The 17,407-nt window shown below is 34.0% G+C and carries 10 protein-coding genes and 1 rRNA gene; 5 read left to right on the top strand and 6 right to left on the bottom strand.

What is annotated here, in order from left to right; translation table 11 throughout:
* Positions 1-223: 223 nt before the first annotated feature.
* A complete protein-coding gene (locus tag ACYSNX_RS00800; RefSeq protein ID WP_461752787.1) occupies positions 224-2,104 on the top strand; it encodes a DUF349 domain-containing protein in 1,881 nt (626 codons plus the stop codon).
* Positions 2,105-2,209: 105 nt separating this feature from the next.
* On the opposite strand, the gene ACYSNX_RS00795 is transcribed toward ACYSNX_RS00800, so the two are convergent.
* On the bottom strand, positions 2,210-3,478 hold the full coding sequence (locus ACYSNX_RS00795) for a tetratricopeptide repeat protein (protein ID WP_461752786.1): 1,269 nt from the start codon (positions 3,476-3,478) through the stop codon (positions 2,210-2,212).
* Between the two features lie 51 nt (positions 3,479-3,529).
* Positions 3,530-6,082 carry a DNA gyrase subunit A gene (gyrA, locus tag ACYSNX_RS00790; RefSeq protein ID WP_461752785.1) on the bottom strand — a complete coding sequence of 851 codons (2,553 nt, stop codon included), beginning with the start codon at positions 6,080-6,082 and terminating at the stop codon, positions 3,530-3,532.
* 246 nt (positions 6,083-6,328) lie between these two features.
* Here gyrA and ACYSNX_RS00785 point away from each other — a divergent pair, with 246 nt between their 5' ends.
* From ACYSNX_RS00785 to ACYSNX_RS00775, 3 genes are all read left to right on the top strand, one after another.
* Positions 6,329-8,881, top strand: a complete 2,553-nt coding sequence (locus ACYSNX_RS00785; RefSeq protein ID WP_461752784.1) for an ATP-dependent Clp protease ATP-binding subunit — start codon at positions 6,329-6,331, stop codon at positions 8,879-8,881.
* Between the two features lie 222 nt (positions 8,882-9,103).
* Positions 9,104-10,468 (top strand): 30S ribosomal protein S6--L-glutamate ligase, encoded by a 1,365-nt coding sequence (gene rimK, locus ACYSNX_RS00780; protein WP_461752783.1) that lies wholly within the window; start codon positions 9,104-9,106, stop codon positions 10,466-10,468.
* Between the two features lie 54 nt (positions 10,469-10,522).
* A complete protein-coding gene (locus ACYSNX_RS00775; protein ID WP_461752782.1) occupies positions 10,523-11,686 on the top strand; it encodes an LETM1-related biofilm-associated protein in 1,164 nt (387 codons plus the stop codon).
* Here the strand turns inward: ACYSNX_RS00775 and can are convergent.
* Both can and ACYSNX_RS00765 read right to left on the bottom strand, forming a co-directional pair.
* Positions 11,683-12,333, bottom strand: a complete 651-nt coding sequence (gene can, locus ACYSNX_RS00770; RefSeq protein ID WP_461752781.1) for a carbonate dehydratase — start codon at positions 12,331-12,333, stop codon at positions 11,683-11,685. The two genes, ACYSNX_RS00775 and can, sit on opposite strands and share 4 nt — an antisense overlap.
* A gap of 9 nt (positions 12,334-12,342) precedes the next feature.
* Positions 12,343-12,987, bottom strand: a complete 645-nt coding sequence (locus ACYSNX_RS00765) for a carbonic anhydrase family protein (protein ID WP_461752780.1) — start codon at positions 12,985-12,987, stop codon at positions 12,343-12,345.
* 390 nt (positions 12,988-13,377) lie between these two features.
* On the opposite strand from ACYSNX_RS00765, the gene metK reads away from it, so the two are divergent.
* Positions 13,378-14,673, top strand: coding sequence for a methionine adenosyltransferase (gene metK / locus ACYSNX_RS00760; RefSeq protein ID WP_461752779.1), 1,296 nt, complete (start codon positions 13,378-13,380; stop codon positions 14,671-14,673).
* A gap of 150 nt (positions 14,674-14,823) precedes the next feature.
* Here the strand turns inward: metK and ACYSNX_RS00755 are convergent, their stop codons facing one another.
* Both ACYSNX_RS00755 and rrf read right to left on the bottom strand, forming a co-directional pair.
* Positions 14,824-16,749, bottom strand: a complete 1,926-nt coding sequence (locus tag ACYSNX_RS00755) for a polysaccharide biosynthesis protein (RefSeq protein ID WP_461752778.1) — start codon at positions 16,747-16,749, stop codon at positions 14,824-14,826.
* A 521-nt stretch (positions 16,750-17,270) separates the two neighbouring features.
* Positions 17,271-17,380: ribosomal RNA gene (gene rrf, locus ACYSNX_RS00750) — 5S ribosomal RNA — on the bottom strand.
* Positions 17,381-17,407: the final 27 nt, after the last annotated feature.

Raw genomic sequence — 17,407 nt, 5'->3', positions numbered from 1 at the left:
AAAGACAATTACTGTTCTTAGGGCGTTTTTCTTTACCCTTATCTCTAGTAAGTATCCCTAGGGTACAGAACATGAAGAAATAACGAGCTTTTTTCAGTTAAAGTAGCCCTAAAGAGAGGGTTAGCTATAAATAATGCAAGTATTCTGTTTTTTTTTCAGCAGAATTGACTATATTGTAGTAAAATACAAACAAATAATTGTTCAACGTAATAGTTTTTTAATTATGCACAACCAATCGAATGATAACCTGCAAGAGCTAGCAGATGGACAAAATAACCAATCCAATACTACGAAGGATACTACTCTGGCTTCTATCACGGCAGTTAATGCTGAAATAGGAGAAGAACAAGAACTAAGTAGTGCACAAATCATAGTAGATAACCTGGACTATGAACAAATGGATTTAGCTTCTTTAAGTAATGTATTAAAAGACCTAACCGAAAACCATCCTATTAAAAACATTAGGGACAATATTGAGCAAATCAAAAAAAGTTTTATTCAAAAGTACGATGACCTATTGGAACAAAAAAGGGATGCTTTTCTACAAAATAATCCAGATGCTTTAGAAAGTGACTTTGAATTTAAATGCGCCCCTAAAGAGCAATTTGATCATTACTATAAACTATACAAACACAAAAGAAATACCTACCGCCAAGAACTTGAAGCTCGCCTGCAAGCAAACTTAGAGAATCGTCTACAGATTATTGAAAAGATCAAAGATATAGTAGAAGATAAAACCTCTACCAAGGTTTCTATAAAGCAATTAAATGAGTTAAGAGACCAGTGGAGTAAAGCAGGATCTATTCCAAAGGATAAATATGAAGATATATGGAGTAATTACCATTTTCAAGTAGAAAGGTTTTATGACTTATTACAACTAGATAATGAAACAAGGCAACTGGACTTTAAACATAACTTAGAACAGAAACAACGCCTTGTTCAACGCGCAAAAGATCTATTGGAAAAAAGTGATGTAATTGCTGCCTTCAATGAATTGCAAATCTTACATCGTACTTGGAAGGAAGACATAGGACCTGTATCTAGAGAAGTGAGAGACCAAGTTTGGAAAGAGTTCTTTGAAGCAACTAAAGCCTTATATGCTAAAAGAGAACTTATCCTTGATCAACTAAGACAAGTAGAAAGAGAAAATCTACATGCAAAAGTTGCTATCATTAGCCAGATTGATCAATTGTCTAAACAAGACTTTGACAGCCATGGCGCTTGGCAAAGAGAAATAAAAAAAGTAGAGCAATTACGTGCTAAATACTATACTATTGGCAAAGTTCCTAATGAGAACAGCGATGAAGTTTGGGATTTATTTAAACTTGCTACTAGAAACTTTAATACGCAAAAAAATAATTTTTATAAGCATTTAAAGAAAGAGCAACAGGCTAACTATATCAAAAAAACTGCTCTTCTAGAAAAAGCGATGGAATTAAAGGATAGTACAGACTTTGCGATGGCTACTCCTATTATGAAAAAGATCCAGCTGCAATGGAGAGAAATAGGTCATGTACCAAAAAAACATTCTGATAAACTATGGAAGTTGTTTAAATCTACCTGTAATCACTACTTTGAAAATCTACACCAACATGCTGCAAAAACCTTAAAGGAAGAGGAATCTAGTTTTACTCGTAAAAAGGAATACTTACAGCTACTAAAAAGTTTTGAGCTATCTGGAGACCATAAAGCGGACTTAGCAGAGATAAAAAACCATATCAAAAATTGGAAGTCTATAGGGAAGGTTCCCGATAATAAACGTTTTATAGAAGGTAAATTCAATAGATTACTCGATACTTTCTTTGCCAAGTTAAATCTTAGCAGAAGAGAGACTGAACAGGTTAAGTTCAAAAATAGATTGGAGTCAATTTTGGATTCTAACGATACTAGAAAGTTACAAAATGAAGCTGTTTTTATTCAACGTAAAATTGAAGAATTACACAATAATACCTTACAGTTAGAGAACAACCTTGCTTATATTCAAAACCCAGCTCCTAATAACCCACTTGTAATGGAAGTACATAAAAACATTTATAAGTTGAAAGAGGAAACCAAAATATGGGAAGATAAATTAAACAAAATAAGAAACTTAGAAAACGATTAAGTTCTAGAAATCACACCTCTTTTTAGAAAGTAAAGAGCAAAGAGGGAAGAAATAAAAAAAGCGATCAAATTAATTTGATCGCTTTTTTGTATTATAAGTAAAGGATTATCCTTTTGCATTTAATGCGTTTAACTTATCTGTCATCTCTAAAGCATTGTAAATACCTTTAAGAGTTTGAACAGCTTCTTGGTTATCTGGATTAATAGATATTACCTTTTCTAAGTCATTCATTGCATCTCTATACATTTCTTTCTTTTTAGCTAAAAGAACTTCGTACTTTTTATTATCTGCAGCACTCATACCAAGACTATTCATCTCATTGGTAATCTCTTCATCCTTTTGTAATTTTAAGAATGCTAAGTTTAAATAAGCATTTTCACTCTTAGGATTAACGCGGATTGCCTCTAGGTAATACTTTCTAGCTTCTTCTAAGTTACCTGCTTGGAAACTAGTTACTCCTAAGTTATATAATAAAACATCATCATTAGGATTTTTAGCTAAAGCCTCACGTGCAAGCTCTGTATATTTACCCATATTGTTAGATTTTAAATATAAATCCATATGTGTAAGTAAAAGGTTGATATCGTCAGGGTTAGATTTTCTAGCCTCTACAATTGCTTGTTCTGCTAAATCAAACTTTCCTTCTTGGTAGTAGATTAAAGCTAAGTTTTTGATGATTTCTGGTCGTTTAGACTCCTCAACTACTTTCTCTGGAGAAGAGTGAGTTCCTTGTTTTACCATTAAATCACGCATCTTAGAATCACTTCCGAAGTTTTGTACTTCACCTGACTCATTCTCTACTGCTGTGTAGTAAGAAGAGCTTCCATCATATCCTAAGTCTAATAATTGTTTGTAGTATGTAGCAGCTTGGTCAAAATCTTGAGCATTAATAGCTGTAGAAGCAGCATAATACAAATAAATGGTGTCTTTTGGATTTAATTGAAACGCTTGGTTAAATCTACGAGAAGCTCCCTTAAAATTTGAAGAACTATTATCTTCAATAGCAATATTTACTACTTTATTAGCAACAGATAAAAGTTCTTGATCTGCTACTTGAATTAACTTACTGCTTTTGTTAGGTTCTACCTCCGTAAGCTTCTTGTAAGAAGCCAGTACCTTATCCACATTACTATCTACATCTACACCCTTCTCTACTTGTTGGTAAGCAAGATTAGTTTGTAATGCATAGTATTGTGCTTGTTGCTCTTTAGTAGCGTTACCTAAAAGTGCTTCTACTGTTTTCAAAGCAGCAGTAGCCTCTGTTACATCCCCTTTTTTTACTGCTTTTTCAGCATCTTTTAGCTCTTTTTTCTGAGCCATAGACAATCCTGAAATCATTAAAGCAGTAAATAAATAAGCATACTTTTTATTCATCTTTTATAGTTTTTTAATTTGACAAAATAGGTCTCTATTGATTAGCAATAATTATTCCTGATCTTCTTGATCTTCTTGCTCCTCTTCTAGATTTTGGTGCTTAAATAAATCTCCTGTTTCTCCTTCTTCTAAAGGCAATTGATGTAAAGTAGACTCATCTTCATCTTCGTCTTTCATTACCTTACAAACCGCTGCAATAGAGTCAGTATCTTTAATATTAATTAATTTCACCCCTTGGGTTGCACGTCCCATAACACGAAGTTCAGAAACACGCATACGGATAGTTAATCCCGATTTATTAATAATCATTAAATCATCTTGATCGGTAACCGAACTAATAGATACTAATTCCCCTGTTTTATCGGTGATGTTCATAGTTTTTACCCCTTTTCCACCACGGTTGGTCTCACGGTACTCATCTAATGCAGAACGTTTTCCGTATCCGTTTTCCGATACTACAAGGATTTCACTTGTCATATCACTTACAGAAAGCATGCCAATTACTTCATCCTTATCATTGGCTAGAGTAATTCCGCGAACTCCTGAGGCAGTTCTACCCATTGGGCGAGTTTTTTCCTCATCAAAACGAACTAATTTACCAGAGCGAACTGCAAGTAGTACTTTACTCTTACCATCGGTTAATTTAGCTTCTAATAGCTCATCATCCTCCTTAATAGTAATGGCCATAATACCATTTTGACGTGGACGAGAATATTGCTCTAAAGGTGTTTTCTTCACTTGACCTTGCTTAGTAGCCATAATCACATAATGATTATTGATGTACTCTTCGTCTTTTAAGTCCTGTGTACAAATAAATGCTTTCACCTTATCGTCATTCTCAATATTGATTAGGTTTTGAATAGCTCTACCTTTACTTGTTTTAGTCCCTTCTGGAATCTCGTAAACTCTCATCCAGAAACATTTTCCTTTCTGAGTAAAGAATAACATATATTGGTGATTGGTAGCAACATACATATGCTCTAAGAAATCTTGGTCTCTTGTTCCAGCAGATTTTTGTCCTACTCCTCCTCTATTTTGTGTCTTATACTCTGAAAGTGGGGTTCTTTTAATATATCCTGCATGAGAAATAGTAATAACTACTTGTTCATCTGCAATTAAGTCGGTGATGCTAACATCTCCACCAGCATATTCAATTACTGATCGGCGCTCATCCCCGTATTTATTTTTGATTTCGATTAATTCTTCTTTGATAAGATTCATTAAAAGATCTTTGTTTGCTAATAATTCACGTAAGTGAGTAATTAACTTCATGATTTCTTCGTACTCACCACGTAGTTTATCTTGCTCTAGTCCAGTTAATTGACGTAGACGCATCTCTACAATAGCACGAGCTTGAACATCACTTAAGCTAAAACGTTCGATTAATCTAGTTCTTGCCTCTTCTGGATTAGAAGAAGAGCGAATAATAGCAATTACTTCATCAATATTATCAGAAGCAATAATTAACCCCTCTAATATGTGTGCTCTTTCTTCCGCTTTTCTTAATTCGAATTGCGTACGACGAGTCACTACATCTAAACGGTGCTCTACGAAGTAGAAAATTAACTCCTTTAAATCTAAAGTATGAGGTCTTCCATTTACAAGAGCAATATTATTAACACTGAAAGAAGACTGTAATTGAGTGTATTTATATAAGGTGTTTAAAACGATGTTTGGAACAGCGTCTCTTTTTAATACGTATACAATACGCATTCCTTTACGGTCGGACTCATCTCTGATTGTCGAGATACCTTCGATTTTCTTATCATTGATGCTTTCAGCAGTTTTTTTAATCATTTCTGCTTTGTTCACCTGATAAGGGATTTCCGTTACCACGATACACTCTCTTCCATCCACTTCTTCGAAATTTGCCTTTGCACGCATTACAACACGTCCACGGCCCGTCTTGAAAGCTTCTCTTACACCTTCATAACCATAAATTACACCACCTGTTGGGAAGTCTGGAGCTTTAATGTACTCCATCAACTCGTCGATAGTGATATCGTGGTTATCAATATAAGCTAAAGTTCCATCGATTACTTCTGCTAAGTTGTGGGGTGCCATATTAGTTGCCATTCCCACTGCAATTCCAGAAGCACCATTCACAAGTAAGTTTGGTACTCTAGTAGGCATAACCGTAGGCTCGTGCAATGTATCATCAAAGTTCAGTTGAAAATCAACTGTCTCTTTGTCGATATCGGCAAGAATTTCCTCCGAATACTTTTTCATTCTCGCTTCTGTATAACGCATAGCTGCAGGGCTATCACCATCCACAGAACCAAAGTTACCTTGACCATCTACTAGCAAGTATCGCATACTCCATTCTTGAGCCATACGAACCATCGCATCATATACCGAAGTATCTCCATGTGGGTGATACTTTCCTAGAACCTCTCCTACAATTCTAGCAGACTTTTTATGTGCTCTATTAGATAAAGTACCTAATTCGTACATTCCAAATAATACTCTTCGATGAACAGGTTTTAAGCCATCTCTAACATCCGGAAGAGCCCTAGAAACAATTACAGACATTGAATAATCAATGTAAGCCGACTTCATTTGCTCTTCTATGTTAATAGGAATCAACTTTTCTCCTTCAGACATAAGTATATAAAATTAAATTTCTCAAAATATTAAACGTGCTAATATATGGATTTCGTAGCTTTATTCCATATCTTTTAACAAGTATTTACCCCAGAAAAAATGCTTTTCGATTTTTTTTTAAAAAACTTAAGCACATATTTTTTTAATAGCTGTTTTTTTGTCATATTAGCTTATGACAGGTATAGAGCAAGGAACACTTTTTGCAATATAGTCATATATCAATATTCACCTAAATATTAATAAACAATGGAAGACAATTTTTCACAAGAGGTTAAAGATGTAATTTCCTACAGTAAGGACGAAGCCTTAAGATTGGGTCACGACTTTATTGGAACAGAACATCTTTTATTAGGCCTACTAAGAGTGGAGCAAGGTGAAGCATCTACTATCCTACGCAATTTAGATATAGACGTAGATTTTCTACGCCACAAAATAGAAACCTTAAACCCAACTACAGCTAATCATACCGTTATGAATGATAAGGCTCACTTGAGTTTAACCAAACAAGCTGAAAGAGCATTGCGTTTAACCTATTTAGAGGTTAAACTTTTCAAGAATAGAGAAATTAACACCGCTCATTTATTGTTGTGTATTTTAAAAAACAACGACGATCCAACAGCTCAGGTTTTAACTAAATTAAAAGTCGATTATGATGCTGTTAAACATCAATACCTTGGAAATGTTAGTGATGTAAATTCTGACAACCAAGATATTGTGGATCAACCTTCTGCTCAAACTTATGACCCTAGCAGTCAAAATGACAGAGACAATGATGACAATAATGACAATTTTACTAGTAAATCCGCTAAAAGAACTAAAACTCCAGTTTTAGATAATTTTGGTAGAGATTTAACAGAAATGGCCGAGAATGGCAAACTTGATCCTGTAATTGGGAGAGAGAAAGAAATTGAGAGAGTATCTCAAATTCTAAGCCGTCGTAAAAAAAATAATCCTTTATTAATTGGAGAGCCTGGAGTGGGTAAATCTGCTATTGCCGAAGGTTTGGCTTTACGCATTATCCAAAAGAAGGTTTCTCGAGTTTTATTCGATAAAAGAGTAGTTACCTTAGACTTAGCTTCTTTGGTAGCAGGTACTAAATACAGAGGCCAATTTGAAGAAAGAATGAAAGCAGTAATGAATGAACTGGAGAAAAACCCAGATATCATTTTATTTATTGATGAAATTCACACCATCGTTGGAGCTGGTGGAGCCACTGGTTCTTTAGATGCCTCTAATATGTTTAAGCCTGCTTTAGCTAGAGGTGAACTACAATGTATTGGAGCAACTACTTTAGATGAGTTTAGACAACACATTGAAAAAGATGGAGCTTTAGAAAGAAGATTTCAAAAAGTCATTGTGGAACCTACCTCTGTGGAGGAAACCATCGTTATTTTAAACAATATTAAAGATAAATACGAAACACACCACAATGTAACTTATACACCTGAGGCACTAGTGGCTTGTGTGAAATTAACCGACCGCTATATGAGCGATCGCTTCCTTCCGGACAAAGCTATAGATGCTATGGATGAAGTTGGTTCTCGTGTTCACTTAACTAATATCAATGTTCCACAAAACATAGTGGAGCTTGAAACCCAATTAGAAGAAGTGCGTCAGGATAAAAATGACATGGTTAAAAAGCAAAAATACGAGGAAGCTGCTGAGTTAAGAGATAAGGAGAAAAAACTAGAAAAGGATCTATCCCTGGCTCAAAAAGACTGGGAAAACGACGTAAAATCTAATCGCATTGTTGTATCTGAGCAAGATGTTGCAGATGTTGTTTCTATGATGACTGGAATTCCTGTTAATAGAATTGCGGAAAAAGAAATTACAAAACTAGCTAATCTACCAAACCAAATCCAACAAAAAGTAATTGGACAAGACCAAGCAGTAGAAAAAATTGCCAAGGCAATTCAACGTAATAGAGCTGGATTAAAAGACCCTAATCGCCCAATTGGATCATTTATCTTCCTTGGACAAACCGGAGTAGGTAAAACACAACTTGCCAAGGTAATAGCCAAAGAGATGTTCGATTCAGAAGATGCCTTATTGCGCATTGATATGAGTGAATTTATGGAGAAATTTGCCGTTTCAAGATTAGTTGGAGCACCTCCGGGATATGTTGGTTATGAAGAAGGTGGTCAGTTAACGGAAAAAGTAAGAAGAAAGCCATATAGCGTTATTCTATTTGATGAAGTAGAGAAAGCCCACCCCGATGTATTCAATATGCTTTTACAAGTGTTAGACGATGGGCACTTAACCGATAGCTTAGGTAGAAAGGTAGATTTTAGAAACACCATTATAATTATGACTTCTAATATCGGTGCACGTCAATTAAAAGATTTTGGACAAGGCGTTGGTTTTGGAACAACTGCTCGTAAAGAACAAGTTGATCAACATTCTAAATCAGTGATTGAAAATGCACTTAAGAAAGCATTTGCACCAGAGTTCTTAAATAGAATCGACGATATAATTGTCTTTAATCCTTTAGAAAAGCAGCACATTCAATTAATTATCGATATTGAATTAGAGAAGTTATTCAAAAGAGTTCAAGAAATTGGATATGAAATCCACCTTGAGCAGGATGCTAAGGAATTCATCGCTGAGAAAGGCTTTGATAAACAATATGGAGCTCGTCCTTTAAAAAGGGCAATCCAAAAATATATTGAAGATCCTTTAGCACAAGAAATTGTAAACTCTAAAATTTCGATCGGAGATAAAGTGGAACTTTCTGTTTCTAAAGACAAAGAAGAATTAGAAATTACCGTGATACAAAACCAAAATAAGCCTACTAATTAGTGGGCTTATTTTTTTGCACTTACTAGCTTTAAAATACTTCCCCTATACTTTTAAGTTCTAAAGGCTAAAAGCCCAGCTGGTTTAAAACTAAATTAAGATCAAAAAAAGGATAACTCTCCTATTATCAGATAAATAAAATCAAAATAAACTAGGCTTATTTTTTTTTATTTCATAGCGAAGGATTATATTTAATATACTACATTCGCAAAATAATTTTCATATATGGTAAACAAAGTAATTGTTGGTAGTGAAGAATGGTGTTCTTTTTCTACTTTAAAAATTCCTGCTATTAAGGCAAGAGTAGATTCAGGGGCTAAAACCTCTGCTTTGCATGCGCTTAACATAACTCCTTTTGAAAAAAATGGAGAACCTTGGGTAAAATTTAATGTAAATCCCCTTCAAAATAATGGAAAAACACTTATCCATTGCGAAGCTAAAGTAATCGATAAAAGAATAATAAAAAGTTCTAGTGGAAGTAAAGAATCCCGCTTTGTGATTGCTACTAACATCGAGCTTGCCGATATGAGCTGGGAAATTGAATTAACCCTAACCAATAGAGACTCTATGGGCTATAGAATGCTATTGGGTAGAGAAGCTATGATTGGTAAATTATTAGTAGATCCTGAACAACATTTTCTACTTGGACAACCAACTATAGAAAAAATACAAGAATATTATAATGCGGTTAAAACTGAACGTACGGGTCTTAGAATTGGTCTTTTAGCTAGTAACCCAGATTTATATAGCAACCGACGAATTATCGAAGCAGGAGAAGCTAGAGGTCATGAAATGCACTTTTTAAATTTAAAATACTGCTATATGAAACTTGATGCTAACCAACCAGAGATACATTACAGAGGAGGAAGAGTATTAAATGATTTTGATGCAGTAATTCCTCGTATACGTCCAAGTATGACCTATTATGGATGCGCCTTGACTAGACACTTTGAATCTCTAAAAGTTTTTAGCTTAAATAGCGCGGCAGCTATCACCCAAAGTAGAGATAAATTATTCTCTTTACAGCTCTTGTTAAACAATGGAATAGATATACCTACTACAGGTTTTGCTAACTCTCCATTAGATACCAATGATTTGATTAAAATGGTTGGAGGTAGTCCGTTAATTATTAAGCTTTTAGAAGGCACTCAAGGAAAAGGTGTAGTACTTGCTGAAACTAAAAAAGCGGCAGAGAGTGTTATCAATGCCTTTAAGAGTTTAAATGCTAATATCTTAGTACAAGAATTCATCAAAGAGGCAAATGGTAAGGATATCCGTTGTTTTGTAGTAGACGGCAAAGTAGTGGCAGCTATTCAAAGAGAAGCTTTACCAGGTGAATTTAGAGCCAATATCCACTTAGGTGGAACAGCATCGGTGATAAAAGTAACTCCTGAGGAAAAGAAAATAGCCATCAAAGCTGCAAAAGCCATGAATTTAAAAGTGGCTGGTGTAGATATTATTCGCTCCGATAAAGGTCCTTTATTATTAGAGGTTAACTCTTCACCTGGTTTAGAAGGGATCGAAGGTGCAACTAATAAAGATATCGCTGCTGAGATGATTAAAGCAATAGAAAAACAAGTTAAATGGTAAAAAAGGTAACCTTTTAAAGGTTATCTTTTTTCTTAAAAGTAGCAAACATACAATATGAACCCTTCTGCTAATGGTTGGATAAAAAAGTATTTTTCCCAACACGAGAAATTTCAATTATTCCCTAACCATTCTAAAAAAGAAATAATAGCTAAGGTAAGGCAATTAGGTTTTACCTATGGGTTATTAAATTACGAACGCTTCCCAGAGGCTTTCCATGAATTTAAATATACCAAAGTAGAGCTTTCTAAAATTTGTTATCTGCAATTATTAGAACAAGTATATTTTCATAGTAACGATAAGAGCCAGGATTTTCTTCCGACTCTAATTGACTTCTATGAAATTCTTGTGCCACATAAAAACAATTTATTTACTAAGTTATTTTCACCAAAAAAGCCAGAAGATAAAGTAGAAGAAATTTTCATTAGTAGATGGAAAGATCACTTTTTCTCCCAAAGTGCCAAAAATGATTTAGTGTTAAATATGATTTTATTGTGTTTGGACGTTTTAGCCTTTGAGAAATACCTCTTAGATAAGACTGATCCTAATGCTTATACACAAACTTTAGCCCACTTATTAGAAGAAGTTGTATTAGCCTTTAAAAAAGACATAGACCCTAAAGGGGACCAGGATAAAAAACTAATCTCCTTCTTACAAAAGTCTATAACTATCAATAGTGATGAGCATCAGAAAATTCATAAATCTGAATTAGAAATTGGCTTTATTAGCGATTTTACAGTTTGTAATGCGTGGAATAATACCACTAAAGAAATAAAATTACCGGAGTTAAATCAGCCTATTTTTGAGTTATTAGAATTAAAAAAGAATCAATTAGAGATAAGTGCAGAAGCTTTTAAAGCCATAGTGCAGTTGAATGCAAACAACTACCAATTTTATAAGTCTACTAACTTATTTGGCAATATACTTACTAACTCTACTTCTTATATAGAGCACCTTTTATCGCGAAATAAAACACGCATTGTAAAAGAAATGAAAAAAGATGCCCAATTGATGAATCTTTTAGCTAAAGCTACTACTACTCCACTTACAGAGCAGGAAAAGAAAATAGTAAAGACACAAAGCATTGAAGTTATTAAAACAGTACCTTCTTTAGCCATATTCTTACTGCCTGGTGGAACAGTAATGCTACCGATTATACTTCGTTTTATACCTACTTTATTACCAAGTGCATTTAACGAAAACATCCAACAAGACGATTAAATTTTTTTGAAACTAAGTTGATATACTTCATCTAAATCAGCATTGCTAGTAACATTTACTTCTAAGTCGGTCACGTAGCCAGAATTTAAACCATATACCCATCCGTGTATACTAAGTTCTTGTTTGCGTGCCCAGGCTTCTTGCACAATTGAAGTCTTAGCTAAATCATATACTTGTTCTTGTACATTTACTTCCACAAAACGGTTAAACCGCTCTTGATCGCACTCTATTTGATCTAGTTCATCATGATGAAGTCTATAAACTGTCTTAATATGACGAATCCAATTGTCTATAAGTCCGTAAGATTCATTTTTCATGGCAGCCAACACTCCACCACAACCATAATGACCACACACAATGATATTGGTTACCTTTAATATATCCACCGCATAAGCCAATACACTAAGCATATTCATATCCGAATGTATAACCATATTGGCTATATTTCGATGTACAAATACATCCCCTGGATCAGCTCCTATTATTTCATTTGCAGGAACACGACTATCTGAACATCCTATCCATAAAACCGGAGGAGATTGTTTTTGACTTAGCCGCTTGAAATACTCGGGATTTATGGCCAATTTTTTCTCTACCCACACCTTATTATTATCTAAGATTTTTCGGTAGAATTCATTGTGTTTCACAATTACATCTTATTTTTTGTCAATAAATAACTCTTGTACAAAGTCAACATTTCCAGTTTCTACTTTATAAAAAGCTCCAACTACTCCAATGTCTCCTTGTTCGTACATTTGTTGTAGTACTGCACTTTTATCAAAAATTTGCTCTAAAGTATGAGTTACATTTTGGTAAGCAACTAAATCCACTGCTTCTTTAGAAGTGATTTCTAATTCTGGATTATGCGTTTTTACGTAGTCTACCGAAGGTTGTACTTTATCTAATAAATTAGTCAAATGACCTAATTTAGTTCCACAACAAGCTCCAGTTATTGCACCACAGTGACTGTGTCCTAAAACAACGATCAACTTACATCCTGCCAACTTACAAGCAAACTCCATCGATCCTAGGATATCATCGTTTAAAATATTTCCAGCAATTCGAGTAGAAAATATATCTCCAAGACCTTGATCGAAAATTAATTCTGCAGAAGTACGGCTATCGATACAACTTAATACAATAGCAAAAGGAAATTGATTTGCTTTAGTACTATTGACTTGCTCTAAAAGGTTGCTATGTGCTTTTAAATTAGCAACAAATCGCTTATTACCTTCTTTTAAGAAGGTAAGTGCTACTCTAGGTGACAATGACTTTTGATCATCCACATTATGTAATCTCATATGTACTTGTTTTAAAAACGTATTGTTGAGGGACAAATGTATATAAAAATAGAATTAAAAATAGAATTTAACGAATTTATCTTGCTCTTTTTACTAATTACACAATAAATACATGTATAAAATAGCATTAATTCAAAGCTTAAGGAAATGTGTACGGAAAAAACTAGACATTTTTAGACTCTAAGTGTGACAAATATTCGTTAAGCTTAATATAAAGTACGAAAAAACTTGCCTATAATACAAAATAGTTAATACATTTGCAGCACAAATAAAGGGAGGAAAAATTTGAACTGATTGCAACCTCGGTAAAAAAATGCTAAAGCAGAAATATATCATTACTTCCCTTTAGCCACTTCCTCTTATTTTTTAATCTATAAAAAAATAGTAAATATGGCTTATTACTTCACATCGGAATCTGTAAGTGAAGGACATCCGGATAAAATCGCAGATCAAATTTCAGACGCATTAATCGACAACTTTTTAGCATTTGACAAAAACTCAAAAGTAGCTTGCGAAACTTTAGTTACCACAGGTCAGGTTATTTTAGCTGGAGAGGTTAAAAGTGAAACTTACCTAGATGTACAACAAATCGCAAGAGAGGTTATTCGTAAAATTGGTTACACAAAAAGCGAGTATATGTTTGATGCAAACTCTTGTGGAATCTTATCTGCAATTCACGAACAATCTGCGGATATCAACCAAGGAGTAGATCGTTGCAACCCAGAGGAACAAGGAGCAGGAGATCAAGGAATGATGTTTGGATATGCTTCTAAAGAAACGGAAGACTATATGCCTTTAGCTTTAGACTTGTCTCATAAATTACTGCAAGAACTTGCACAAATAAGAAGAGAGAATAAGGAAGTTACTTACCTTAGACCAGATGCTAAGAGTCAAGTTACTTTAGAGTATGATGATAATAATACACCTATTAGAATTGTAACTATTGTTTTATCTACTCAACATGATGACTTCATTCAACCTGCAGATGCAAGCCCGCAGGCTAAACAAGAAGCAGAAAAACAAATGCAAGCTCAAATTGAGAAAGATATTAAAACAGTTTTAATCCCAAGATTATTAACTAAATATCCTCAATACCAATACTTATTCGAAAACCCAGAACAAATCGAACACTTAATCAACCCTACAGGAGTTTTTGTAATTGGTGGACCTCATGGTGATACTGGATTAACAGGACGTAAGATTATTGTAGATACTTACGGTGGAAAAGGTGCTCATGGAGGAGGTGCTTTCTCAGGAAAAGACCCAAGTAAAGTAGATAGAAGTGCTGCATATGCTACTAGACACATTGCAAAAAACTTAGTTGCTGCTGGAGTTTGTGATGAGGCTTTAGTTCAAGTTTCTTACGCTATTGGTGTTGCTAAACCAACAGGTTTATATATCAATACATATAATACAAGTAAAACTGGATTATCAGATGGACAAATCGCACAGAAAGTAAGTGAGTTATTTGACTTAAGACCATACTTTATTGAAAAGAACCTTAAGTTAAGAAATCCTATCTATAGTGAAACAGCTGCTTATGGACATATGGGACGTAAACCACAAACAGTTACAAAGTCCTTTACTAAACCAGGTGGAGAAACAGTTGAATTAGAAGTAGAGTTATTTACTTGGGAAAAATTAGACCGTGTTGAAGACATTAAAAATGCCTTTCAAATAAAATAAATACTATAGTACTTTTTTCAAGTACCATTTTAAGCAAAGAAGCAGCAAGAGGTTAATCTTGCTGCTTTTTTTGATACTTATATCAAATTAATATAAACAAAAAACGCTCCTTTGAAAGGAGCGTTTTACCTATGGTATATCTTTATTATACTATTGCACAGAGCACAATTGTTTATCTATATTTTCATACTGAGAATTCTGGCTTTTAAACTCAGGAACAATAATTTTTAATTGACGTACTAAGTTTAGAGAATTATCCTGAAGTCCAGGTTCACAAACACTTTGACAAATTTGCTCTAAAAGAGCTTTAATAGAAGTCAAGTCTTGCTCAGGTACACAAGCAATCATAATCTTTTCATGATGTGTCTTAACTGTATTCTCATTATTGGCTAATAATTCCTCAAAGATTTTCTCTCCTGGGCGAAGTCCTGTTATCTTAATATCTATTTCCTCTGGATATTTATATCCACTTAAACGTATCATACGCTTGGCTAGATCCACAATCTTCATGCTTTGCCCCATATCAAAAACAAAGATTTCTCCTCCGTGTCCCATTACTGATGCTTCCAATACTAACTGACATGCCTCAGGTATAGTCATAAAGTATCTGGTAATATCGGGATGGGTAACTGTTAATGGCCCTCCTGCATCAATTTGACGCTTGAATAAAGGAATAACAGAACCATTTGAACCTAATACGTTTCCAAAACGAGTAACTATAAAATTGGTAACTCCTGTATCTTTTAGACAAGAAACATATAATTCTGCAGCTCGTTTAGTAGCTCCCATCACATTAGTAGGATTAACAGCCTTATCGGTAGATACCATTACAAATTTGCTGGTCTTATACTTTACCGATAAATCAGCAATAATCTTAGTTCCCTTTATGTTGGTATGAATAGCCTCATAAGGGTAAATTTCCATTAATGGTACGTGCTTATAAGCTGCAGCATGGTATACAATATCTGGAACATACATAGCAAAAATGTCCTCCATGGTATCAAAATCCCTAACATTACCTACAATGTAAGCAATATCTTGAGCCTTTTTAGAAACCATAGTTTGTTGCACGTCATATAATGCCGATTCGGCGTAGTCTACTAAGATCAATTTTTTAAAAGATAAGCTTGCTACTTGACGAGCAATCTCGCTTCCAATAGAACCAGCAGCCCCAGTAATTAGAACTACCTTATTATTAATCTCATTAGATACAATTGGATTATCTAAGCGTATACTTTTTCTACCCAACAAATCATCAATCTTCAATTCCTTAATCTGCCTATTAGTAATCTTACCGTCTAACCAATCGCTAGCCCCTGGTATGATTTTTATCTTAACAGGTAAAAGCTCTAACCATGCAGAAATTTCATTCAAACGCTCTCTAGAAATATTTTGAATAGAAATAACAATATCGTCAATTCGATTCTTATGAATAAAACTCTCTGTTATACATTTAGAATCTAAAACTCTATATCCCGCAATACGCTTTCCAATTTTAAATTCACTATCATCTACAAATGCAATAACTTCAGTACGTATTTTAGTATCTGCTTGCAGAGCCTTTACGGTAATAATACCAGAATCCCCGGCTCCATAAATCAATACCCTTCTTTGGTTTCTTACCTCTAATATATAAGTATGATAAAATTGACTATAGAATAAACGTGCTAAACTAAGCATCACAACAGTAAAGAAAAATTGAAGGAAAATAAAGGAGTAGGAATAGCGGAAAAATTCCTCCATACTATTACCCAATACTTCATTCCTTTGTAAAGTAGTACAAATGGTAAGAAGGACAGTAGCAAATAGACAGGTATGAAAAATATTCTCTATATCCTTAATACTAGTCTGACGGATAATACCGCGGTAAGGCTTAAATATATAAAAGGAAATGGAATAACTTAAAAGTACAACAACGTACTTACTCACCATTAGGTCTACAGAATAATTCCCAAAAAAATTCGTTAAGAATAAATTAGAAATAATATAAGTAAACGAAATAATCAGTAAATCAATAAATAAAACAATACCCCTAGGTGTATCTCGTTTAAGTTGACGCTTTAAAGCTGTTTTCATAATATAACATCTATTAACTTTTGAGTTGCCCCACTCTTTTTCCCAAAATGCAAATATACTCTAAAAAAAAGACTATATAAAATAATAAATATTCTAAAAAATATCTTTATTTTATTAGTTTTTTAATACTATTTAGAAGCTTTGGTCCTAAATAAAAAAACATCTAAGTTAAAAACAGAATAAACACTAAGAATTTATAAAAATAAATTATACTCAAGAAAAAGCGTGCTTTACCAAAAAACATTTCCAAAACCCTAGTAGATCTTTGGCTAAACCTTAATTTGCTTCCATTCGAAGAAAAAATCTTAACAGATTACCAATGCCATTTCTATTATGTAAACTTAGCCTATTTAAACCATAGTAAGAGCTACAAGCGTAGTAGAAGACTATTTTGATATACATAAGGCTTAAACAGCGCATATTCTACTAAAACCCTTAGTAGCAAGCTTGCTTACTTAAGGATGACAAGGTTTACTCCAAAAAAAAATCCCCAACATAAACATGTTGAGGATTTTATAAAAGAAGGGCGGCGTCATACTCTCCCACTGGTTAGCAGTACCATCTGCGCAAGCGGGCTTAACTTCTCTGTTCGAAATGGGAAGAGGTGAGCCCCGCTGCAATAACCACCCTAAATCGGTTGTCATCACTTTAGGATAAC

This window comes from Myroides sp. LJL115 (assembly GCF_054871665.1).
The sequence above is the reverse complement of the archived record's forward strand: the minus strand, read 5'-3'. Positions and strand labels throughout refer to the sequence as shown.